A 20679-nucleotide genomic window follows, 5' to 3' on the forward strand; every position below is an offset into this window, starting at 1 on the left:
GGGGTGTCTTGAAGCGAAATTTAGGCGGCGCTGCCCACTGCTTCGGTAGCAAGGGGCTGCTGACCCAGCAACAGCCACTGCCAGAAACTCGCCGGCAACTGCTCCCCCTCCCGATCCATCAACCACTGCACCAACTGGTGGCAGGGCAGGTCAAAGCTGTACTTCACCTCTGGTAAATCAGGAAAAGTCAAATCGCAGTGGAGAATTTCCTGGGGTGCCGTCTCACCACTCCAGCTAAGCCGCAGCATGTGGCTACGCCCCCCCTGCAGCAGGCGCTTACCGGCCCAATCGCCCGCCAACAGGATCGCCAAAGCACTCTCTAAAGGCATCAGCCGCCCTAGCCCCCCGCAGTAAGGAGCAAATAGGGGCACTAAGGGTGCAACAGTCTCAGGGAACATGCCAGTGGGCATCAAGGCGGCGTATACGTCAACTATTTCCAGCCATGCTGACGCGTCGGCCGCCGTTTATGCCAGGCAGATGACCAATTTTGATGGATGCCGGATCGCGGTTACTGGTGCGAGCGGCAGCCTGGGTCGGGCCCTGCTCCAGGAGCTAGCCCAGCAGGGCGCCTCGCTGGTAGCCCTCACCAGCAGAAGCGAACCCCTGCTCCTGCTGGATCCTGCTGGCACAGCGATTCCCCTAGAGCAGGTCTGCTGGCAATGCGGCCAGGAGCAGGAGCTACGTGGGCTACTGGAGCGGGTAGACATCCTGGTGCTGAACCACGGCATCAACCAGCAACAGCGCCGCAGCCGCTCTGCCACGGCGCTTGCCCTGGAGGTGAATGCCCTTAGCAGCTGGCGGCTGCTGGAGCTGTTTGCCGAGGTGGTGCAACAAAGCCACCGCCCAGAGCGGCCCAAGCCCGAGGTGTGGATCAACACCTCGGAGGCGGAGATCCAGCCAGCCCTCAGCCCTCTCTATGAATTGAGCAAACGGCTGCTAGGCAGTTTGGTGAGCCTGCGTGCCCTGGATCTCTCTGGTGCCAGCGGGCCCCTGCGCATCCGCAGGCTGGTGCTGGGGCCATTCCGCTCAAGCCTCAACCCAATCGGGGTAATGGGGCCGGGATTCGTGGCCAATCAGGTAATTGCCCAGGCCCGATTAGGGCTCAGTTTGATCATCGTGACCCCAAACCCCCTCACCTATGTGTTGATGCCGCTAAGCACCCTGGCGCGTTGGGGCTACTTCAAGCTGCTGACGCGGCCAAGCCCCGGCCAGCCCTAGAAATCGCGGTCGGTGAGGATTTCGCAACCGTCACTGGTTACGGCGATGGTGTGCTCCCACTGGGCCGACCAGCTGCCATCAACGGTCACCACGGTCCAGCGATCCTTGAGGGTGCGGCAGGCCTTGCTGCCGGCGTTGAGGATCGGCTCCACCGCCAGGGTCATGCCCGGGCGCAGCTTCATGTTGGGCAGATCTCGGGTGCGGAAGTTGAACACCGAGGGCTCCTCGTGCAGATTGCGGCCCACTCCATGGCCCGTGTAGTCCTCCACCACCGCAAAACCGTGGGCCTCGACGTGGTCTTGGACCGCTCCAGCGATGTCGAGCAAGGTGTTGCCCGCCTTTATCTGGCGCAGCCCTTGCATCAGCGATTCCTGGGCCACCCGGCAGAGGGTCTGGGCCTCCTCGGTGGCGCCTTCACCTACACAAAGGCTGACGCAGCTGTCGCCGTGATAGCCGTCGAAGTAGGCACCGGTGTCGATCTTCACCAGGTCGCCGGCCTGAATAACCCGTTTGCTGTTCGGGATGCCGTGGACTACTTCGTTGTTGATTGAGGCGCAAATGCTGGCCGGGAAACCGTGATACCCCTTGAAACTGGGAGTAGCACCCATCTCGCGGATGCGCTTCTCGGCATGGCGATCGAGGTCGCCGGTGCTCATGCCGGGAGCCGCCAGCTCCAGAATTTCGCGCAGCACCGTGGCCACAATCCGGCTGGCCTTGCGCATGGTGTCGATCTCGCGGGCCGACTTGATTTCAACGCCGCGCCGTCCCTTCTGGATGCGTGGACCGGTTTCAACGGTGGGGGAGGCAACCGGCGCGCCCTTGGTGCTGGCCAGTAGGTCGGCAAACAAATTCATGCAATGACCCACCGGCAGCTATCCGGCAGCGATGTAGGGCAGAACTGAAAGCTACCAATGGGAGTGGACCGCTGTGGCAAAGCCGGAATAGCAAACGGGGCACCACGAGCCGGTACACTTGATCTTTGGCCAGGCGTAGCGGAGCTGAGATGGCAACGGAGTCGACAGAAAATCAAGCGGCTGATCAGGTGGTAGACGCCACCGCGAGCACGGCAGCTCCTGCGGCTACCGCGGTGCAAGAAAAACCCGCCGCCACGAAGGCCAAAGCCGGCAAACTCAGCGCCCAAGAGCTGATCCGGGCCTTTGAGGCTGAGCAACTTAAAGACGAGCTGCCCGACATTTACGTCGGCGACACGGTCAAGGTGGGTGTGCGCATCCGCGAAGGCAATAAGGAGCGCGTGCAGCCCTATGAGGGCGTGGTGATCGCTAAGCGCCATGGCGGCCTCAACGAAACGATCACTGTGCGCCGGATCTTCCAGGGCATTGGCGTGGAGCGGGTCTTCATGCTTCACAGTCCTCAAGTTGCCTCCGTCAATGTGGAGCGCCGGGGTAAGGTGCGTCGGGCGAAGCTCTTCTACTTGCGCGACCGGGTGGGTAAAGCCACGCGCGTCAAGCAACGCTTCGACCGCTGAGGTTGCCAACGCAACGTCAGCCTGCCGTCTTGAGATTCCTCTAGACAGCTGGCTGATTAGCTGCGGTCTCCTATTTACGGGGCATCGGCCATGCGCCGTTAGTTCAGTTGGTAGAACGCAGGTCTCCAAAACCTGATGTCGGGGGTTCAAGTCCTCCACGGCGCGTTCGATGCCCCAATTTGCAGTTTGCTGGTTTGAGCATGGAGTTGGATTTACAACCCGGGGATGTGGTCAAGGTGCTCGAATCAGCCGCTCTGGGCTGGGTTCGAGCTCGGGTGATCCGGGTGAAATCCGGTGGCAGGGTGGTTGTGCAGAGCGACCAAGGTCGTGAATTCACAGCCCGAGGCAATCAGGTTCGTTTGATTGAGCCAGCAGGGTTTAGGCCCTGAGATTCATGCGGCTTTAAATGCCTATCCGCAATGCCGGTCTGCCCTAAACCAATTGGTTGACGAGCGGACCGGCCATCACGGATACTTTCAAAGTCGCCTCCGCGACACAGTTAGCCTAAAAAGCTGCCTGGGACTGTAGTTCAACCGGTTAGAGCACCGCCCTGTCACGGCGGAAGTTGCGGGTTCGAATCCCGTCAGTCCCGTTCCATTTCAATTTGGAGTTGCCCCTGTGGATGCTGCGCAGTCCGTAGCAGGGCAACCTTCTTCAGATCGCCAAGTGCGTGTTCGCCTCGCCCCGAGCCCAACGGGCACGCTGCACATAGGCACCGCCCGCACAGCAGTATTCAACTGGCTTTATGCCCGCCGCCTGGGCGGTCAGTTTTTGCTGCGCATTGAAGACACCGATAAAGAGCGCAGCAAGCCCGAATACACCACCAACATCCTCGAAGGGCTGCAGTGGCTGGGGCTGCAATGGGATGGCGAACCCATAATTCAGAGCGCTCGCATCAGCGAGCACCGGGCCGCCATCGAGCAACTGCTTGCATCCGGCCACGCCTACCGCTGCTACGCCAGCGAGGCGGAACTCACCGCCATGCGGGAGCAGCAGGCGGCCAGCAAGCAGGCCCCCCGCTACGACAACCGCCATCGCGACCTAACCGCCGAGCAGCAACAGGCCTTCATCGCCGAGGGGCGCCAAGCCACCATCCGCTTCCGCATCGACGACGACGCCACGATCACCTGGAGTGACCTGGTGCGGGGCGAAATGCGCTGGGCCGGCGCCGATTTAGGTGGCGACATGGTGATAGCCCGCCGCGCCGCCGCCGACCAAATCGGCGACCCCCTCTACAACCTCGTGGTGGTGGTGGACGATGCCGCCATGGCCATCAGCCATGTGATCCGCGGCGAAGACCACATTGCCAACACCGCCAAACAGCTGCTGCTTTATCAAGCCCTTGGCGCCGAGCCCCCGGTGTTTGCCCACACACCCCTGATCCTCAACCAGGAGGGCAAGAAGCTCTCCAAGCGCGACGGCGTCACCTCGGTGAGCGACTTTCAGCAGATGGGCTACACGGCTGAAGCCCTGGCCAACTACATGACCTTGCTGGGCTGGTCGCCGCCGGAGGGGATGGGCGAGCGCTTCAGCCTGGCTGAGGCCGCGGCAGCGTTTTCCTTCGAGCGGGTCAACCGCGCCGGCGCTCGCTTCGACTGGGACAAGCTCAACTGGCTAAGCGGCCAGGTGCTGCACGAGCTGGGCCCCGAGGCCCTGCGGCAGCAGCTGCTGCCCCTCTGGGCCGCCGCGGGCTGGCCGGCTGATTCCAGCGGCATCAGCGCAGATCCCGCCTGGCAGCTACAGCTATGTGAGCTGCTCGGCCCCTCCCTCACCCTGCTGGCCGACGGTGTCGACATGGCCCGGCCGTTCTTTGCAACCCCAGCCCTCAACGAAGCTGCCAGCGCCCAGCTCGAACTCGAGGGTGCCCGCCCAGCTCTGGCAGCCCTACTGGAGCAGTTGCCGCCTGGTGCCCTGGAGCCCGATCAGGCCCAGGCGCTGCTTGGCGAGGCCGCAACTGCCGCTGGCGTCAAGAAGGGCGTGATCATGAAGAGCCTGCGGGCAGCGCTACTCGGCAGCCTCCAGGGCCCAGACCTACTTGCCACCTGGCTGCTGCTGCACCGATGCGGCGACGACCGCCCCCGCATCGCCCGCTGCCTCTGAGAGGCCAAGCCAGCGGGCCAGGGGGCCGGCGCTTAGGCCCTGCAGCCCCACGGTGAGCAGGATCGTCAAAAACACCAACCCCTGCAGACGGCCGGCCACCGCCGCGGTAACAATGCCGCGGGGCGCCAGCCAGCTCATCAGGGCCCGCTGGGGCAGGCTGAAATCGAGGCCCCAGGTGGCCAGGCCGATGGCCACGGGGCGCACCAGCAGCATCAAACTCAGCACACAGGCCACCCCTCCCCAGCCCAAGGGGCTGAGTTCGGCCCAGCTCACATCTGCAGCCAGGAGGGGAAAAAGCATCGTGATCGCCAGCTGGGCCAACTGACGAATCAACTCATCGAGCTCGGCGGCATCGATATCGGGCCGGCGACCCACCACCACACCAGCAGCCACGGCCGTTGGCAGCCCCGATTCGGGCAGCAGCAACTCACAGCCACTAAACATCAGAAACAAAGTGCCCAAGGTGAGCTGGAGCCGCAGGGCCCCGGCCGGCTGGGCGGGGATGCGGCGCAGGGCTTCGGCCAGCAGCCAGCCGCAGAGCGCGCCGATCACCACACCGCCGCCAAGCCGTTGCAACAGCCCCAGGGCCAGCTCCCGCCAGCCATGGAGGTCGCCGAGGGCCAGCTCCAAAAGCAGTAGCGCCAGCACGGCACCAATCGGCTCCAGGATCAGGCCCTCCCCCTCCAACACCTCGCCCAGGGGCGGCGCCAGGCGGATCTGCCGCACCAGCGGGGTTACCACGGTGGGGCCAGTAGCCAGCACGATGCGCAGCACTGCCTGCTTGGTGGCATCACCGGGCAGGCGCAGGTTGATGCCACCGTCAAACAGCACCAGGCTCACCAGCAGGCCCACCACCGTGCCCAGACCCGCACCCAGGTCGAGGGGTTCTACAAGGCCAAAGCCGGAGCGGCCGATCACCAGGCCGGCGCTGAGCAGCAGCACCACGCCAGGCAAGCCGGTGAGCCAGGCCAGGGCCTGAGCTGTGGCCCCGGCAAAAACCGTGACCCCCCAGAGCAGACCCAGCCGCTCAGGCGTCATTCATCGAGGGCGTTGAACTTGGGCTCCACATGGATACCAATCACGCCGTTGGGTCGCACCACCAGATACTCGCCCTCCAGGTCGCCGATCGGCACATTCACGAAGGCGTCTGGGGCGGAGGCGGTGAGCACCCCTCCATACCACTGCTGAAACGCCTCCAGGGTGGGGAAATGGACGGTTTCGGTCTGGCCGCCGCTCATATGCAGATGCACGGCGTAGCGGCGGGGGATGCGGGACATGGGTGCGCGCCAGGCAGCGAAACGGAGGTGCCCACAGGATGCCCCAGGGTCTGTTGGTTGTGCCAGGTGAGGGGTTGCAGCGCAACATCGCTGGCCAAATAGAGGGGATGGCGGGGCTGGCCGGCGGCGGTGAGACCCAGGGCCCAGAGACCACGCCCCTGCACCAAGGCCAGCACCTCCTGATCGCGCCCCCGCCAGGTGCCCTGGTTGCCCCAGCCCAGCCAGAGGGTGGCTTCAGGCTGGGCTGCCAGGCGCCGCTGGATCCAGGAATCAGCCTCTGCCCCCACCGGATCAGCTACGCGGCGCAGCACCGCCGGCGATGGGCTGATGCGCGCAAACAGGTTGAGCACCTCGAGGCTGCCGTAGCCCCAGCGCTGGGCAAAACCCACCAACCGCCGCAGGGTGGGATCGTCGCGCTGCCCATCGGCCCGCGACGGATTGAGGCCGATGAAGAGCAGCCTTGGCGCCGCCGGCTGCCACAGCCGCTCCAGCCACCAGCGGTACTGGCCGCAGGGGCTGAAGGCGGCTGCCAGCGTGGTCGCCAAGACCGGATCCGTCAAAGCTCCTAATCTGGGTCCATGGCAAGCCTGGCCGCTATTCGCACCGCACGCCGCCAGGAGCGGCTCTCCGCCCTACGCCAGGGAGCAGCCACCACAGCTGCCGCCTGGACAAACGCTGAGATTTGGCTGTTCGGCTCGCTGGCGCGCGGTGACTGGGACGCCTATTCCGACGTAGACCTGCTGGCCATCGCCCCCAGCCAGCCGGAGGCGGATGCCCTGGCCGATGCCCTGCTTGGCGCCCGTCTGGGAGACGACGTGCTTGCGCTGACCCAGGAGCGCTGGCAGCAACTGAAGCAGGGTGACGATCCCTACTGGCGGGCCATCGGCCGCGACGCCCTGCGCCTGGATCAGCCGTGACTCCCAGGGTTGAGGCCTGGATCCGCCAGGCCCAAAACGATCTGGAGGCAGCGCGCTTCACGGCCGGCCAGGGGTTCCATGCCCAGGCCTGCTACCTGGCGGGTCAGGCCGCCGAAAAGGCGCTCAAGGCCCTGGTGCTGGCAGCCGGGATCACCCCGCCCTACAGCCACTCCCTCGAAAAACTGGTGGAGCTGCTGCAACAGCAGGGCCTGGATCTACCTGCCCTGGCTGAGCTGCATCTCAAGGCGCTCACGCGCATGAACAGCGCCAGCCGCTACCCCCAAGGCGATGAGGCACCGGCTGATCTCTTCGATGCCAACGACAGCACCACCGCCCTGGGCACCGCGGAGGCCGTGGTGCGTATCACCATGGCCCAACTGCAAGCCTGAGCTCTGGCAGGCTGACCCGACCCATCACCCCTGGCAGCACCGTGGCCCCTGGCACCAAGCCCCTGCTGCTGCTGATCGACGGCCACTCCCTGGCCTTCCGCAGCTTTTACGCCTTCGCCAAGGGGGGCGAAGGGGGGCTGAGCACCAAGGCGGGGGTGCCCACCAGCGTCACCTACGGCTTCTTAAAGGCCCTGCTCGACAACTGCAAAGGCCTCAAGCCCAATGGCCTGGTGGTGGCCTTCGACACGGCCGAACCCACCTTCCGCCACGAGGCCGATGCGGCCTATAAGGCCCACCGGGATGTGGCGCCGGAGCACTTCTTCGCCGATCTGGCCAACCTGCAGCAGATCCTGGCCGAGAGCCTCGACATTCCACTCGCGATGGCACCGGGCTTCGAGGCCGACGACGTGCTCGGCACCCTAGCCAACAGGGCCGCCAACGCCGGCTGGCGGGTGCGGATCCTCTCGGGCGACCGCGACCTGTTCCAACTGGTCGACGACGAGCGCGACATCGCCGTGCTCTACATGGGTGGCGGCCCCTACGCCAAAAACAGCGGCCCCAGCGAGATCCGCCGCGAGGGCGTGATCGCCAAGCTCGGCGTCACCCCCGAAGAGGTGGTCGACCTCAAGGCGCTCACGGGCGACAGCTCCGACAACATCCCGGGCGTCAAGGGAGTGGGCCCCAAGACTGCCATCAGCCTCCTCAAAGAGTTTGAACATGTGGACGGCATCTACGCGGCGCTGGAGGCGCTCGAACAGGCGGGCCCCAAGGCCAAAGACCCCAAGGGAGTGCTTAAGGGAGCCCTGGTGGACAAGCTGCGCGCCGACAAAGACAACGCCTACCGCTCGCGGATGCTGGCCGAAATCCTGATCGACATCCCCCTGCCCAGCGAGCCCCGGCTGGAGCTGGGGGCAGTGAAGGCCGACGCCTTGGCCGGCAGCCTGGAGGAGCTGGAGCTGTACAGCCTGGTGAAACAGGTGCCCAACTTCGCCCAGCTGTTCTCGGCCGTGCCGCCGCAGCCCAGCGAGGGATCCAGCCCTGGCAGCGGCACGCCCAGCCCAGCCACCGCCCAAACCGCCACTAGCGGCAGCCCAGAGGCGAAACCCCCTGAAGAAGCCCCAGCCCTGCCTGCCCTCGAGCCCCAACTGATTACCAGCGCCGAGGGCCTGGCCGCCTTGGTGCAGCGCCTCAACGGCTGCACAGATCCGGGCCGCCCCGTGGCCCTAGACACCGAAACCACCAGCCTCAACCCCTTCCAGGCTGAGTTGGTGGGGGTGGGCGTGGCCTGGGGAGATGGCCCGGGGGAACTGGCCTACATCCCGATCGGCCACCATCTTCCCGAGCAGCTACCAGCGCAGCAGAGCCAAGCCAGCGGAGACATCCAGGAGCTTCTGAAGATCCCTTCTGGAACCTCAACAGAAAGCGCTCCGGGAGGTTGTACATCTGTACAAGCTCCTCAACAGATTCAGCAACTGCCCCTCGCTGCGGTGCTCACCGCCCTAGCCCCCTGGCTGGCCAGCGCCTCCCACCCCAAGGCCCTGCAAAACGCCAAATACGACCGGCTGATCCTGCTGCGCCACGGCCTGCCCCTGGAGGGGGTGGTGATGGACACGATGCTGGCCGATTACCTGCGCGATGCCGGCGAGAAGCACGGCCTCGATGCCCTGGCCGAGCGCAACTTCGGCTTCAGCCCCACCAGCTACAGCGAGCTAGTGCCCAAGGGCGCCAATTTCGCCGCCGTGGCGATCGACGCAGCCGCCCTCTACTGCGGCATGGATGTGCACCTCACCTGGCGCCTGGCCCAGCTGCTGCGCCGCGAGCTCACCGCCATGGGCGCTGCCCTGCCCCAGCTGCTCGACCAACTGGAGCTGCCCCTCGAGCCGGTGCTGGCCCTGATGGAGGCCACCGGCATCCGCATCGACACCGCCTACCTGGGCGAGCTCAGCGCCGAGCTCAAAATCACCCTGGATCGCCTCGAAGGCGAGGCCAAGGCCGCCGCCGGGGTGGACTTCAACCTCGCCTCCCCCAAACAACTGGGCGAGCTGTTGTTCGACACCCTTGGGCTGGATCGCAAGAAATCGCGCAAAACCAAAACCGGTTGGAGCACCGATGCCACCGTGCTCGAGAAGCTCGAAACCGATCACCCAGTGGTGCCCCTGGTGCTGGAGCACCGCACCCTCAGCAAGCTCAAGAGCACCTACGTGGATGCGCTGCCAGCGCTGATGGAGCCGGAAACCGGGCGGGTGCACACCGATTTCAACCAGGCCGTCACCGCCACCGGGCGCCTGAGCAGCAGCAACCCCAACCTGCAGAACATCCCGATCCGCACCGAGTTTTCGCGGCGAATCCGCAAGGCCTTCCTGCCGGAAGCGGGCTGGAGCCTAATCAGCGCCGACTACTCCCAGATCGAGCTACGCATCCTGGCCCACCTTTCTGGCGAAGCGGTGCTGGTGGAGGCCTACCGCACCGGCGACGACGTGCACGCCCTCACCGCCAGGCTGCTGCTGGAGAAGGACACCGTGACGCCGGATGAACGCCGCCTGGGCAAGACGATCAACTTCGGCGTGATCTACGGCATGGGCGCCCAGCGCTTCGCCCGGGAAACGGGCGTGAGCCAGGCCGACGCCAAAGAGTTTCTGGGTAAGTACAAGCAGCGCTACCCGAAGGTGTTCGCCTTCCTTGAGCTGCAAGAGCGGCTGGCCCTGAGCCGGGGCTACGTGGAAACGATCCTGGGCCGCCGCCGCCCCTTCCACTTCGACCCCAATGGCCTGGGCCGCCTGCGGGGAAAGGATCCCCTCGAGATCGACCTGGAGGTGGCCCGCCGCGGTGGCATGGAGGCCCAACAGTTGCGGGCTGCTGCCAACGCACCGATCCAGGGATCCAGCGCCGACATCATCAAGCTGGCCATGGTGCAGCTGCACCGGGAGCTGCACCATGGCCAGCTACCCGCAAGACTTTTGCTGCAGGTGCACGACGAACTGGTGCTCGAAGCGGCTCCCGAGGCCCTCGAAGCGGTGCTCACCTTGACCCGTGAAACCATGGAGCGGGCCGTGGCCCTGTCGGTGCCCCTGGTGGTGGAGACGGGCGTGGGTCCTAACTGGATGGAAGCCAAGTAACCAGCAGCTCAATGACCCTGCGCCTCACCAACACCCTCACGCGCCGCATCGAGGAATTCCAGCCGCTCGAGCCGGGCCAGGTGAGTATCTACTGCTGCGGCGTAACGGTCTACGACCTTTGCCACCTGGGCCATGCCCGCAGCTACATCGCCTGGGACGTGCTGCGGCGCTATCTGCTCTGGAACGGCTACCGGGTGACGTTTGTGCAGAACTACACCGACATCGACGACAAGATCCTGGGTCGCGCAGCTGAGGAGGGCAGCTCGATGCAGGCGGTGAGTGAGCGCAACATCGAGGCCTTCGTGACCGACATGGCCCGGCTAAATATCTTGCCGCCCGACCGTATGCCGCGGGCCACCCAAAGCCTGGACGCCATTCGCAGCCTGATCACCGAACTGGAAGCCAAGGGGGCCGCCTACAGCGCCGATGGTGATGTCTATTTCGCCGTGATGAAGCATGCCGGCTACGGCAAGCTCTCCGGCCGCGACCTAGCCGAGCAGCAGGACAACGCCGCCGGCCGAGTGGCCACTGCAGAGGAGGCCCGCAAGCAACACCCCTTCGACTTTGCCCTCTGGAAGGGGACCAAACCCGGCGAACCCAGCTGGGAGTCGCCCTGGGGTCCAGGCCGGCCCGGCTGGCATATCGAGTGCTCAGCGATGGTGCGCGAGGAGCTCGGCGACACGATCGACATCCACCTCGGTGGCGCCGACCTGATCTTTCCCCACCACGAAAACGAAATTGCCCAGTCGGAGGCGGCCAGCGGCCAGGAGCTGGCCCGCTATTGGCTGCACAACGGCATGGTCAATGTGGGCGGCCAGAAGATGTCCAAATCCCTGGGCAACTTCACCACCATCCGCGCCCTGCTCGATTCCGGCATCACGCCGATGACATTGCGCCTGTTCACCCTCCAGGCCCACTACCGCAAGCCGCTCGACTTCAGCGCCGACGCCCTTGAGGCCGCCGCCACCGGCTGGAAGGGCCTTAATGCGGCCCTGGTCCTCGCCGCCGCTACCTCAAGCCCCGACCCAGGCGCCACCCCAGAGTTCGCCGCCGCCCGTGCGCGCTTCGCCGCCGCCATGGACGACGACCTCAACACCTCCGCCGCCCTGGCGGTGCTGTTTGAGCTGGCCAAGCCCCTGCGAGCCCTCGCCAATCGGCTGGAGCGCGGTGACAGCAGCGCCGCCGCTGAGGCCCGGGCGCCAGAGCTGGTGGAGCAAGGCCAGCTGCTGCTGGAACTGGCCGGAGTGCTTGGCCTCGAGAGCGAAACCGAGGCCATAACCAGCAGCACCAGCCCCGGCCCCAGCGACGCCGAGATCCAGGCCCAAATCGATCAGCGTCAGGCCGCTAAGGCCGCCAAGGATTTCCCTGCTGCCGACAGCATCCGCGATGGCCTGAGGGCCCAGGGCATCGAGCTGATCGACAGGCCTGGCGGCATCACTGAATGGCTGCGGGGCTGAGTATCTCTCTGCAGGGCAAGCCCCTACTCAGTCCTCGCTCGGCTCGGGTGCCTGGCGGCCCTGCATCATCCGCTCGATCTTGCGAATCCGCTCCAGGGTGGTAGTCCACACCTCTTTTTGAAAGCCCGGCTCACAGCCATCCACCAGGGCCTGCAGGTCCTCTTGCCGCTCGAAGGCATCCCAGAGCTGGCGCTCGAGCTTGGCCCGGTCGATGAAGTTCCAGCGCTGCAGCCACACGGGCAGTGCCGCCATGGGAAAAGTTCAACTGGGATCAGTTAAGGGGATCCACCCCCACCAGCCCATCGTCAAAGCAACGGCTGCGCAGATGCAGCGGCTTGCCCGTGGCCGGATGCAGCAGCTGCAGACCGGCGGCATGAAGCTGCAGCCGTGGCGCTGGTACGGGGTCTCCGTAGAGGGGGTCGCCGTAGATCGGATCGCCCAGCACCGGATGGCCAAGGTCCGCCAGGTGCACCCGCAACTGATGAGAGCGGCCGGTGCGGGGTTGCAGCAACAGCAAACTCGAGCCCTCGAAGCGCCTCAGCACTCGCCAGCGGGTGAGGGCCGGCTTGCCCCCCTGCTCTAGCGGCACCACCCCATAGCGGGGCGGCCGAGTGGCGATTCGGGCTAGCGGCTGGTTGATTACCCCGCCCCGATCCGCAGGCAGCCCCTGGACCACGGCCAGGTAGGTCTTGCGCACGCGCCGTTCGGCGAAAGCGGCACTTAGGGCCCTATGGGTGGTGGCGTCTCTGGCCAGCAGGATCAGCCCCGAGGTATCTCGATCGAGTCGGTGCACCAGCCTTACCTCCGGCCACCGCTCCTGGGCCCTACTGATTAGGGAATCGGCCAGCTCGGGCCCAAGCCCCGGCTGGCTAAGCAGGCCCGAGGGCTTCAGCAGGGCCAGCAGCCAGGGATCGGCATAAAGCACACAACAGCCGGGATCACTGCGGGGCATCCTGCAGGGTCAATGGGAGACTTGATACCACTTGAGTTGCCGCCGTGAAAGCCCTCTCCGTGCTCGGCTCCACCGGCTCGATCGGCACCCAAACCCTTGAACTGGCCGAGGAATTCCCGGACCGCTTCCGGGTGGTGGCCCTCACGGCCGGCAACAACCTGGATCTATTGGTGAGTCAGATCCAGCGCCATGCGCCCGAAGTGGTGGCCCTGGCCAATGCCGAGCGCGTCAGGGAGCTGGGCGAGCGGCTGCAGGCCCTGGAACCCGCCGCCAGGCCCGCCCGGATGCCGGAGCTGCTGGGGGGCTCTGAGGGCCTCTGCGCCGCCGCCGCCTGGTCCACGGCCGACCTGGTGGTTACGGGGATCGTGGGCTGCGCTGGCCTGCTGCCCACCCTGGCCGCCATACGCGCCGGCAAGGATCTGGCACTGGCCAATAAGGAAACCCTGATTGCCGCCGGACCCGTGGTGCTGCCGGAGCTGGAGAAAAGCGGCTCACGCCTACTGCCGGCTGATTCCGAGCACTCGGCGATCTTCCAGTGCCTGCAAGGCACCCCCTACGCCGAGACGGCGCGGCTCTCCACCGGCAGCCCCACCCCGGGCCTGCGCCGCATTCAGCTCACGGCCTCCGGCGGCGCCTTCCGCGACTGGGCTCCGGCAGACCTCCACAAGGCCACCGTGGCCGATGCCACCAGCCACCCCAACTGGAGCATGGGCCGCAAAATCACCGTGGATTCGGCCTCCTTAATGAACAAGGGCCTGGAGGTGATCGAGGCCCACTACCTGTTCGGCCTCGACTACGACCATATCGAGATCGTCATCCACCCCCAATCGATCATCCATTCGATGGTGGAGCTGGCCGATTCCTCGGTGCTGGCCCAGCTCGGCTGGCCGGATATGAAGCTGCCCATTCTTTATTGCCTCAGCTGGCCCGAGCGCCTGAGCACCCCCTGGCGCCGGCTCGATCTCACCGAGGTGGGCCAGCTCAGCTTCCGCGCCCCCGACCCGGCCAAATACCCCTGCATGCAGCTGGCCTACGCGGCAGGCCGCGCCGGCGGCACGATGCCGGCGGTAATGAACGCCGCCAACGAACAGGCCGTGGCCCTCTTCCTCGAGGAGAGGGTCCACTTCCTCGATATCCCGACATTGATCGACGGGGTGTGTGATCGCCACCAAGTCGATCTCATGGCCAATCCCTCCCTAGACGACGTGCTGGCCGTAGACGCTTGGGCCCGTCAAGCGGTGCATGAGGCTGCAGCCCGGCTCCAGGCCAAGGCACCAGCTGCGTTGCCGGCGTGATCTCGCATCACCTGCTGCTCTGCGCCACTCCCAGCAAGGCGCTCTGCTGCCCCGATCCCGCCGTAGGCGTCGCCAGCTGGGAGGCCCTCAAGCGCCTAGTGCGCGAGCTGGGCCTCGAGGATCCGGCCCGGCCCGAGGGGATCGTGCTGCGCACCAAGGCCGACTGCCTGCGCATTTGCGCCGAGGGCCCCATCCTGCTGATCTGGCCCGAAGGCACCGTTTATGGCGGCGTCAGCCCCGAGCGCATCGAGCCAATCCTGCGGGAGCACGTGATCGGGGGCAAGCCGATTGAGCAGTGGATCATCAAGCGCATGAGCCTCAAAGCTGCCGCCTAAGCCAGCTCGCCACCAGCTGATCACCCCAGCAGCTGAGTGGCTCATCACCCACCCCATGGAAGCCGTTATGGCCGCCATGGGCCGTGAGCACCACATCAAGGCCAGGAAGGTGCTGCTGGGCCAAGAACTGGGCGCCACTGGCCGGCACCCAAGGGTCGTCGAGGGAGTGCAGCAGCAGGCTCGGCGGCAAATCGACCGATGCTGAAAGCAGACACGGCAGGGGCGAAGCCTCCCGGTAGTAATCGTCAACGGAGGCGTAGCCCCAGCGAGGGGCAGTGATAGCAGCATCGAAGCTGCGAATCGAGCGGGGCCGCTCTGGCCCCTGCAGGGCCTGACGCTCAGCGTCGCTCACCCCAAATGGATCGGCCAGGGTCTGGGCGCAGAGCCGGCGCAGCAGCCAGCGCTGATACACCCGGTTGCGGGGCAGCTCGATCTGCTGCGAGCAAAGGGCCAGATCAAGCGGGCTGCTGGTGCACACCACACCATCCAGCACCCCCGGACTAGCCAGGCAGGCATTGAGCAGCATCGTGCCGCCCAACGAAATCCCCACACCAAAAAGAGGCAGGCCACCGGCCCGCTGCTGGGCCAACTTCAGTACGGGCAGCAGGTCGCTATCGCAACGGGCTGCATAGGTGCCCGGAGCCAGGGGCCGGCCCGGTCCGGCACCCCGCAAATTAAGGCGCCACACCGCGAAGCCGGCGGCTTGAAGGCTGAGGCCCATGCGCCGCAACCCCTCCCGTTCGCTCGATCCACCCAAACCGTGCAGTAAAAGCACAAGTGCCCTTGGTGCCCCAGCAACTGGCGAATCAACTAGCGCCAGCAGGGAGGCATCACCGCCCACCGCAATGGGGAGCGGTTCACCGCGATCTAGGGGCAGCTTTGGCGGCCTGAGGGTGTCTCGCAGGGTCTGGAGATCGGGGCCGATCCAGGGCCAGCGTTGCTTAAAGACAGGGGGTGTCGAGGCGGGCTGCTTCAGGCGGCCACCTTCTTACCCACCCCCATGCTGCGCAGCTCGGTGAGCAGGCCGTTGAGCACGGCCTTGGCATCACCAAACACCATGGCGGTCTGGGGCAGCTCAAAGAGGGCGTTTTTAATGCCAGCGTAGCCAGCTCCAAGACTGCGCTTAACAACAAACACCTGGCGGGCTTGGTCCACCTCGAGCACGGGCATGCCATACAGAGGGCTGGTGGAATCGGTCTTGGCGTCTGGGTTAACAACGTCGTTGGCGCCCAGCACAATCACCACATCGGTGCGGGGGAATTCAGGGTTGACCGTGTCCATCTCCAGCAGTTGCTCGTAGGGCACATCGGCCTCTGCCAGCAGCACATTCATGTGACCAGGCATACGCCCAGCCACCGGGTGGATCGCATAGGTCACCTCCACGCCGTGGTTTTCCAGCAACTTGGAAAGTTCGCGCAGGGCGTGCTGGGCTTGGGCCACCGCCAGGCCATAGCCGGGCACAAACACCACTCGCTCAGCAGCCTCCAGGGCAAGAGCGCATTCCTCAGCGCTGCAGCTGGTGATGCGGGTGTAGCCGGCCTCTTCGCCGCCACCGCCCACCGGTGCCGCCCCACCAAGGGCGCCTCCAAACAAGACGCTCACCAGGGAGCGGTTCATGGCGGTGCACATCACCTGGGTGAGGATCAGGCCCGCAGCACCCACCATGGCGCCAGCCACGATTAGGAGTTGGCTGCCAACGACGAAACCTGCTGCAGCTGCGGCTACTCCGGAATAGGAGTTGAGCAACGAGATCACGACAGGCATGTCGGCACCGCCGATCGGCAGGGTGACGCCGATACCCAGTAAGGAAGAAGCCACCACCAGCACCCAAAGAGGGGCTCCCGCCATATCGCCAGGGAGGGCAATCGCACCTGCCAGGCAGGCCACCGCCAGTGAAATATTCACTGCGTGGCGCATGGTGCTCTGGGTCCAGCTGGGGGTATCAATCCAGCCCTGCAACTTGCCCATCGCCACGATCGAGCCACTGAAGGTGATCGCACCAACGAACACCGAAATTACGATCGAGATCTGCTCCACCAGGCCGGAGGAGCCCTCCCCCGGGCTAAACAGCGCCACCCCAAGAGCCACCAGCAACGACGCCATACCGCCGCAGCCGTTAAACAGCGCCACGGTTTCGGGCATGGCAGTCATCGGCACCCGCTGGGCCGTAATCAGGCCGAGCACACCGCCAAGGCCAGTGCCGATCGCTACCCAAAGCCAGGCTTGGGGGGAGAGGGGTTGCTGAATCAGCAAGCCAAGCACGGCCAGGCCCATGGCCAGAGCCGCCAAACCATTGGCGGAGCGAGCGGTGCTCACCTTGGAGAGGCCCTTGATACCGAGGGCCAGCAACAGCACGGCACCCAGATCGATCAGGGCGGGCAAAAGATCAAGTCCAGCCATCAGCGGGTCCCTCCGGTGCGGGGTGATTTGCGCGAAAACATGGCCAGCATGCGGTCGGTGACCAGGAAGCCGCCAACGACGTTGAACAGGGCAAAGCCCAGGGAAAGCGAGCCGAGCACCAGCAGGGGCAGCTGGTCATTGGCCTGGGCGATCAGGGTGAGCGAAGCCAGCACGGTGATGCCGCTGATCGCATTGGCACCACTCATCAGCGGGGTGTGCAGGGTGGGAGGCACCTTGCCGATCAGTTCGAGTCCCAAAAGGCTGCCCAGCAAGAGCACCCAGAGGGCTTGGGTCAAGGCACTCATCAGTTAGCTCCGGAAACGAGGTCAGGGAAACGGCAGGCGCCATCGTGAGTGAACAGGCAGCCGGCCACGATCGGGTCCTCCTGGTCGAGCTGGAAGCCGTCTTCACCCAGCACGTGCTCCACCAGGGCCGCCAGGTTGCGGGCGTAAAGGGCGCTGGCGTGGTTAGCAACGGAGCTGGGCAGGCCATCGCCACCAATCAGGCGCACGCCGTGGCGCTCCACGGTTTGGCCGCAGACCGTGCCGGCGCAGTTGCCGCCCTGGGCCACGGCCAAATCCACCACCACTGAGCCGGGGCGCATACCCGCCAGCATCTCATCGGAAATCAGCATGGGTGCTCGCCGGCCCGGCACCTGGGCGGTGCAGATCACCATGTCGGCCAGGGCCAGCTGATCGGCCAACTGCTGGCGCTGGGCAGCCAGAAAGGCTTCGCTAGCCGCCTTGGCGTAGCCACCGGCTTCAGCTGGGCGCTCTTCCTGCTCGGGAGGGGAAATAAACCTGCCACCTAGAGACTCAACCTGCTCCTTAGCTGCAGGCCGCACATCACTCACGTAGACCACCGCGCCAAGACGCCGGGCCGTTGCCAAAGCCTGCAGCCCCGCCACCCCTGCCCCGAGTATCAGGGCCCGAGCCGGCTGAATTGTGCCCGCCGCTGTCATCAACATCGGCACGTAGCGATCTAGGGCTGCAGACGCCAGCAGCACCGCCTTGTAACCGGCGATGTTGGCCTGGGACGACAGCACATCCATGGACTGGGCCCTGCTGATCCGGGGCAGCAGCTCCAAGGCCAAGGCCGACACCCGCCGGGACTGAAGCTGTTCCACTAGGGCGATGGCGCCATAGGGGGAGAGCAAACCAGCCAGCAGGGTGCCAGGCCGCAGCTGATCCAGCACCTCGGCAGCGGGTGGATTGACGCAAAGCACCGCATCGACGCCAGCGCCTAACTCGGGGCCTGGGGCAACAAGACGGGCTCCAGCCGTTTCAAATTCATGGTCGGCATAGCCGGCCGCCAAGCCAGCGCTTTGCTCAACTTGCAGCGTCAGCCCCCGGGCCAGCAGCCGGCGAACGGTTTCGGGAGTTGCGGCAACGCGACACTCTCCCGGGTTGCGTTCCCGCAGGATCAATACTTCAGCCAAGTGGGTTCCCGGAGGCCATAGATCTATTAGGGGGTGTCTCCCCTCGCCTGAGCAACACAACTGCGGCAAATGTGCGCAGTTGCCCATCCAAGCCAGGTGGAGCTCAAAACAGGGGAAGCAACTCCTGTTCAACGCAGCTGGCCTGCGGCAGGGCGCCCTGGTGACGCAGCTGGCGCGCCCGCAGGATCATCGGATCGATGTCGCATTCAAGAGCCCAGCAGCGGTTTAGATGCCAAAGCTGCAAGGCGGGAGCCCAGGCCCAGGCATCCGGATCGGGGCAGGAGTTCGCCATAGGGAAAACAACAGGGGAGCCGGGGGTTGAACTGAAACTAGGCACGCTGGGCCATAAGCCCATAGGCCAGATCACCCATTTGCAGGTGGCCTGCTGACACCAGGGCACCTCTGGCCACAATGGCGTGATGGGATTTCCTTCCTTCGACCTGGGCATCCCGCCGCCCACAACAACCGCCGTGCGACCCAGGCAGTGGCAGAGCCGCCTGATTCAGCTGCTGCGGGCCCGCCTGATCAACCACCAGCCTGGCGGCCATGACGTGCTGATCCATGCAGGACCGGGTGCGGGTAAAACCCTGGGAGCCCTGCTCAGCTTCATCACCCTGCAGCGGGAGGGGAGGCTCGATCGCTTTTTGATCTTCTGCCACCGGAGCTCAATCGCCCGTCAGTGGCTGGGAGCTGCGGAGCGCCTCAACCTGCGCCTGCTGGAGTGGGACCCGGAGCAGGGGCTATCAGCCCTCGAAGCAAATTCAAACTGGGATGGCCTGCTGCTCAGCTATCAGTGCACGGCCCGGCACCGCCTTGCCCTCGAGGCAGCCCTACGCCGCATAGCGCTGGGAAGCTGGCTGGCCATTGCCGATGAAGTGCACCACCTGGGCCTGGATCCGGATGAACCAGAGGCTGCGGCCTGGGGTTTCGCCTTCAGCCAGCTCACCGCTCCAGCCCAGCTGCGACTCGGCCTCACCGGCACCCCTTTCCGCGCCGACAACCTGGCCTTTTGCGCCGCCCGACGGGTAAAAGTGCGCGAGGGAGATCAGGTGATCGAACGCATCGCCCCCGATTTGAGCGTGGAACCCCGCCAGCTGATCTTGGCCGGCGATGTGCGGCCCCTGGAATTTCGCTTCCAGGACGGCTGGGTCGAGCACGGCAGGCCCCAGGCCTCCGCCGACACCGAAACCTCGCCCCTTTCAGCTGAAGCGCGGGAGAGCTGGCGAGCCCGCAACTTGCGCCGCGCCATTCAACTCGGAGATGCCAGCAGCATCGCCCTGCGGCTACTGCTCAAGGCCCGTCAACGGCTGGAGCGAGTGCGGGCCGACCACCCCGAGGCGGGCGGGCTGGTGATCGCCCGCGACATCGCCCACGCCAGGCGCATCACCGGGCTGCTGGAGGAGGAGGGCGACCGGGTACACCTGGTCCATTCCCAGGACCCGGAGGCCAGCGCCCGCCTGGCCGCCTTCCAGGCCGGCGAGGCGGACTGGCTAGTAAGCATTGATATGTGCGCCGAGGGCTTTGACGCCCCAAGACTGCGGGTAGTTGCCTACCTCACCACGGTGGTAACTCGCAGCCGCTTTGTACAAGCCATCACCAGGGCTGTGCGCATGGATGGCCAACGCGCCGCCATGGAGACCGTGCCGCGGCAGCCGTCCTATGTGTTCGCGCCAGCCGACCCATTGCTGATGAGCTACGCCCGCAGCTGGTCCCTCAGCGAGCCCTACCTGATCAAGCCGAAGCAAGTGGCTACAGAGCCTGTCTCAGTAGGCAGTGGCCAGGGAGGTTCCCTACCCCTGCAAGCTGTAGAAGCAAGGATCGGTGCTGTGATCAGCATGGGGCCGGAGCTACCGAGTTTTCTGCAGCGAACGGCCTGAAAACTGCTTTAGCGATACAAGGTTTAAGTGCAAATATGCGACGTTGTGTCAACCAATACCTTCCCAGGGCCCGTAGCCCGGCAGCGTGGTGATATCCAAGGGAGAGGGGAGCATGGATGCCGCAGTGAATCGCCGCCTAACCGTTGCTGTCAGCTGGGCTCTGGCCCGCCGAGCCACCCTCGACGCCCTCGAACATTTCGAAGAAAGCTTTGCGGTCACGGAGGAATTCCGAGAATGGCTGCTCTGCCTGGAAGAGCACCCGGAACTCCTTGCTGCCAGTGTGTTGATGGTGCCAAACGACCTGGGGCAGGGCATCCGGCCCGCCAGCGACGGCATACTGGAAATCTGAGCCGAATTGAGATGCAAATCTGCAGCAAATTGCACTCAATTCTAAAGCAAATCTAAAGACTATTTGCGCCCGA

At 65.3% G+C, this 20679-nt stretch carries 24 protein-coding genes and 2 tRNA genes; 14 read left to right on the top strand and 12 right to left on the bottom strand.

Annotation, left to right across the window (positions count from 1 at the left end; all coding sequences use genetic code 11):
• Positions 1–20 precede the first annotated feature (20 nt).
• Positions 21–398 carry a type IV pilus biogenesis protein EbsA gene (gene ebsA / locus KBY85_RS00685; RefSeq protein WP_254959666.1) on the bottom strand — a complete coding sequence of 126 codons (378 nt, stop codon included), beginning with the start codon at positions 396–398 and terminating at the stop codon, positions 21–23.
• A 79-nt stretch (positions 399–477) separates the two neighbouring features.
• Between ebsA and KBY85_RS00690 the strand changes: the two genes are divergently transcribed.
• Positions 478–1218 carry an NAD-dependent epimerase/dehydratase family protein gene (locus KBY85_RS00690; RefSeq protein ID WP_254959667.1) on the top strand — a complete coding sequence of 247 codons (741 nt, stop codon included), beginning with the start codon at positions 478–480 and terminating at the stop codon, positions 1216–1218.
• Here KBY85_RS00690 and map read toward each other — a convergent pair.
• Positions 1215–2072: a type I methionyl aminopeptidase gene (gene map, locus KBY85_RS00695; RefSeq protein WP_254959668.1), complete on the bottom strand. Its 858-nt coding sequence runs from the start codon at positions 2070–2072 to the stop codon at positions 1215–1217. The genes KBY85_RS00690 and map overlap by 4 nt on opposite strands.
• 149 nt (positions 2073–2221) lie before the next feature.
• On the opposite strand from map, the gene rplS reads away from it, so the two are divergent.
• From rplS to gltX, 5 genes are all read left to right on the top strand, one after another.
• On the top strand, positions 2222–2704 hold the full coding sequence (gene rplS / locus KBY85_RS00700; RefSeq protein ID WP_254959669.1) for a 50S ribosomal protein L19: 483 nt from the start codon (positions 2222–2224) through the stop codon (positions 2702–2704).
• 92 nt (positions 2705–2796) lie between these two features.
• Positions 2797–2869: transfer RNA gene (locus KBY85_RS00705), tRNA-Trp, on the top strand.
• 35 nt (positions 2870–2904) lie between these two features.
• A complete protein-coding gene (locus KBY85_RS00710) occupies positions 2905–3093 on the top strand; it encodes a hyperconserved protein Hcp (protein ID WP_006043540.1) in 189 nt (62 codons plus the stop codon).
• Positions 3094–3222: 129 nt separating this feature from the next.
• Positions 3223–3296 (top strand) — tRNA-Asp (locus KBY85_RS00715).
• A 74-nt stretch (positions 3297–3370) separates the two neighbouring features.
• Entirely contained in the window at positions 3371–4804 is a 1434-nt protein-coding gene (gene gltX, locus KBY85_RS00720) for a glutamate--tRNA ligase (protein ID WP_254959670.1), read from the top strand.
• Here gltX and KBY85_RS00725 read toward each other — a convergent pair.
• Genes KBY85_RS00725 through KBY85_RS00735 form a run of 3 tightly spaced genes read right to left on the bottom strand, consistent with a single transcriptional unit; the run spans position 4736 to position 6626 of the window.
• A complete protein-coding gene (locus KBY85_RS00725; RefSeq protein WP_254959671.1) occupies positions 4736–5842 on the bottom strand; it encodes a cation:proton antiporter in 1107 nt (368 codons plus the stop codon). The two genes, gltX and KBY85_RS00725, sit on opposite strands and share 69 nt — an antisense overlap.
• A complete protein-coding gene (locus KBY85_RS00730; RefSeq protein ID WP_254959672.1) occupies positions 5839–6081 on the bottom strand; it encodes a hypothetical protein in 243 nt (80 codons plus the stop codon). Before KBY85_RS00730 ends, KBY85_RS00725 begins: the two co-directional genes overlap by 4 nt.
• Positions 6039–6626: a DUF1643 domain-containing protein gene (locus tag KBY85_RS00735; RefSeq protein ID WP_254959673.1), complete on the bottom strand. Its 588-nt coding sequence runs from the start codon at positions 6624–6626 to the stop codon at positions 6039–6041. The genes KBY85_RS00730 and KBY85_RS00735 overlap by 43 nt, the downstream gene beginning before the upstream one ends.
• A 33-nt stretch (positions 6627–6659) precedes the next feature.
• Here KBY85_RS00735 and KBY85_RS00740 point away from each other — a divergent pair, with 33 nt between their 5' ends.
• Genes KBY85_RS00740 through cysS form a run of 4 tightly spaced genes read left to right on the top strand, consistent with a single transcriptional unit; the run spans position 6660 to position 11960 of the window.
• Positions 6660–6998 (top strand): nucleotidyltransferase domain-containing protein, encoded by a 339-nt coding sequence (locus KBY85_RS00740; RefSeq protein WP_254959674.1) that lies wholly within the window; start codon positions 6660–6662, stop codon positions 6996–6998.
• A complete protein-coding gene (locus KBY85_RS00745) occupies positions 6995–7387 on the top strand; it encodes a HEPN domain-containing protein (RefSeq protein ID WP_254959675.1) in 393 nt (130 codons plus the stop codon). The genes KBY85_RS00740 and KBY85_RS00745 overlap by 4 nt, the downstream gene beginning before the upstream one ends.
• Before the next feature lie 41 nt (positions 7388–7428).
• Entirely contained in the window at positions 7429–10503 is a 3075-nt protein-coding gene (gene polA, locus KBY85_RS00750; protein ID WP_254959676.1) for a DNA polymerase I, read from the top strand.
• 11 nt (positions 10504–10514) lie between these two features.
• Positions 10515–11960, top strand: a complete 1446-nt coding sequence (gene cysS, locus KBY85_RS00755; protein ID WP_254930253.1) for a cysteine--tRNA ligase — start codon at positions 10515–10517, stop codon at positions 11958–11960.
• Positions 11961–11987: 27 nt separating this feature from the next.
• Here the strand turns inward: cysS and KBY85_RS00760 are convergent, their stop codons facing one another.
• Complete coding sequence (locus KBY85_RS00760) at positions 11988–12212, bottom strand: hypothetical protein (RefSeq protein ID WP_106633117.1); 225 nt, start codon at positions 12210–12212, stop codon at positions 11988–11990.
• Between the two features lie 19 nt (positions 12213–12231).
• On the bottom strand, positions 12232–12912 hold the full coding sequence (locus KBY85_RS00765) for an RluA family pseudouridine synthase (RefSeq protein ID WP_254959677.1): 681 nt from the start codon (positions 12910–12912) through the stop codon (positions 12232–12234).
• 44 nt (positions 12913–12956) lie between these two features.
• Between KBY85_RS00765 and KBY85_RS00770 the strand changes: the two genes are divergently transcribed.
• Positions 12957–14207 carry a 1-deoxy-D-xylulose-5-phosphate reductoisomerase gene (locus tag KBY85_RS00770; protein ID WP_254930251.1) on the top strand — a complete coding sequence of 417 codons (1251 nt, stop codon included), beginning with the start codon at positions 12957–12959 and terminating at the stop codon, positions 14205–14207.
• Entirely contained in the window at positions 14204–14542 is a 339-nt protein-coding gene (locus tag KBY85_RS00775) for a ferredoxin (protein ID WP_254930250.1), read from the top strand. The genes KBY85_RS00770 and KBY85_RS00775 overlap by 4 nt, the downstream gene beginning before the upstream one ends.
• Here the strand turns inward: KBY85_RS00775 and KBY85_RS00780 are convergent.
• The 5 genes from KBY85_RS00780 to KBY85_RS00800 all read right to left on the bottom strand — a co-directional run bounded on the left by KBY85_RS00780 (position 14526) and on the right by KBY85_RS00800 (position 18672).
• Positions 14526–15518, bottom strand: a complete 993-nt coding sequence (locus KBY85_RS00780; protein WP_254930269.1) for an alpha/beta fold hydrolase — start codon at positions 15516–15518, stop codon at positions 14526–14528. The genes KBY85_RS00775 and KBY85_RS00780 overlap by 17 nt on opposite strands.
• Entirely contained in the window at positions 15515–16942 is a 1428-nt protein-coding gene (locus tag KBY85_RS00785; protein WP_254959678.1) for an NAD(P)(+) transhydrogenase (Re/Si-specific) subunit beta, read from the bottom strand. Before KBY85_RS00785 ends, KBY85_RS00780 begins: the two co-directional genes overlap by 4 nt.
• Positions 16942–17247 carry an NAD(P) transhydrogenase subunit alpha gene (locus tag KBY85_RS00790; protein ID WP_106633123.1) on the bottom strand — a complete coding sequence of 102 codons (306 nt, stop codon included), beginning with the start codon at positions 17245–17247 and terminating at the stop codon, positions 16942–16944. The genes KBY85_RS00785 and KBY85_RS00790 overlap by 1 nt, the downstream gene beginning before the upstream one ends.
• Positions 17247–18380 carry an NAD(P) transhydrogenase subunit alpha gene (locus KBY85_RS00795; RefSeq protein ID WP_254959679.1) on the bottom strand — a complete coding sequence of 378 codons (1134 nt, stop codon included), beginning with the start codon at positions 18378–18380 and terminating at the stop codon, positions 17247–17249. The genes KBY85_RS00790 and KBY85_RS00795 overlap by 1 nt, the downstream gene beginning before the upstream one ends.
• Before the next feature lie 103 nt (positions 18381–18483).
• Complete coding sequence (locus KBY85_RS00800; RefSeq protein ID WP_127432044.1) at positions 18484–18672, bottom strand: hypothetical protein; 189 nt, start codon at positions 18670–18672, stop codon at positions 18484–18486.
• A 127-nt stretch (positions 18673–18799) separates the two neighbouring features.
• Here KBY85_RS00800 and KBY85_RS00805 point away from each other — a divergent pair, with 127 nt between their 5' ends.
• Together KBY85_RS00805 and KBY85_RS00810 are read left to right on the top strand one after the other, a co-directional pair.
• Entirely contained in the window at positions 18800–20257 is a 1458-nt protein-coding gene (locus KBY85_RS00805; protein ID WP_254959680.1) for a DEAD/DEAH box helicase, read from the top strand.
• Positions 20258–20342: 85 nt separating this feature from the next.
• Complete coding sequence (locus KBY85_RS00810; protein ID WP_254959681.1) at positions 20343–20606, top strand: hypothetical protein; 264 nt, start codon at positions 20343–20345, stop codon at positions 20604–20606.
• Positions 20607–20679 lie beyond the last annotated feature (73 nt).

This window comes from Cyanobium sp. BA5m-10 (assembly GCF_024346255.1).
GTDB classification, from domain to species: domain Bacteria; phylum Cyanobacteriota; class Cyanobacteriia; order PCC-6307; family Cyanobiaceae; genus Cyanobium_A; species Cyanobium_A usitatum.

What these genes read in the sequence shown, in the direction of transcription:
- KBY85_RS00785 (WP_254959678.1), bottom strand. Translation starts at nt 16,942, where the DNA reads ATGGCTGGACTTGATCTTTTGCCCGCCCTGATCGATCTGGGTGCCGTG.
- KBY85_RS00690 (WP_254959667.1), top strand. Translation starts at nt 478, where the DNA reads ATGACCAATTTTGATGGATGCCGGATCGCGGTTACTGGTGCGAGCGGC.
- KBY85_RS00710 (WP_006043540.1), top strand. Translation starts at nt 2,905, where the DNA reads ATGGAGTTGGATTTACAACCCGGGGATGTGGTCAAGGTGCTCGAATCA.
- ebsA (WP_254959666.1), bottom strand. Translation starts at nt 398, where the DNA reads ATGTTCCCTGAGACTGTTGCACCCTTAGTGCCCCTATTTGCTCCTTAC.
- KBY85_RS00760 (WP_106633117.1), bottom strand. Translation starts at nt 12,212, where the DNA reads ATGGCGGCACTGCCCGTGTGGCTGCAGCGCTGGAACTTCATCGACCGG.
- KBY85_RS00765 (WP_254959677.1), bottom strand. Translation starts at nt 12,912, where the DNA reads ATGCCCCGCAGTGATCCCGGCTGTTGTGTGCTTTATGCCGATCCCTGG.
- KBY85_RS00730 (WP_254959672.1), bottom strand. Translation starts at nt 6,081, where the DNA reads ATGTCCCGCATCCCCCGCCGCTACGCCGTGCATCTGCATATGAGCGGC.
- KBY85_RS00725 (WP_254959671.1), bottom strand. Translation starts at nt 5,842, where the DNA reads ATGACGCCTGAGCGGCTGGGTCTGCTCTGGGGGGTCACGGTTTTTGCC.
- KBY85_RS00790 (WP_106633123.1), bottom strand. Translation starts at nt 17,247, where the DNA reads ATGAGTGCCTTGACCCAAGCCCTCTGGGTGCTCTTGCTGGGCAGCCTT.
- KBY85_RS00805 (WP_254959680.1), top strand. Translation starts at nt 18,800, where the DNA reads ATGGGATTTCCTTCCTTCGACCTGGGCATCCCGCCGCCCACAACAACC.
- cysS (WP_254930253.1), top strand. Translation starts at nt 10,515, where the DNA reads ATGACCCTGCGCCTCACCAACACCCTCACGCGCCGCATCGAGGAATTC.
- KBY85_RS00800 (WP_127432044.1), bottom strand. Translation starts at nt 18,672, where the DNA reads ATGGCGAACTCCTGCCCCGATCCGGATGCCTGGGCCTGGGCTCCCGCC.
- rplS (WP_254959669.1), top strand. Translation starts at nt 2,222, where the DNA reads ATGGCAACGGAGTCGACAGAAAATCAAGCGGCTGATCAGGTGGTAGAC.
- KBY85_RS00740 (WP_254959674.1), top strand. Translation starts at nt 6,660, where the DNA reads ATGGCAAGCCTGGCCGCTATTCGCACCGCACGCCGCCAGGAGCGGCTC.
- map (WP_254959668.1), bottom strand. Translation starts at nt 2,072, where the DNA reads ATGAATTTGTTTGCCGACCTACTGGCCAGCACCAAGGGCGCGCCGGTT.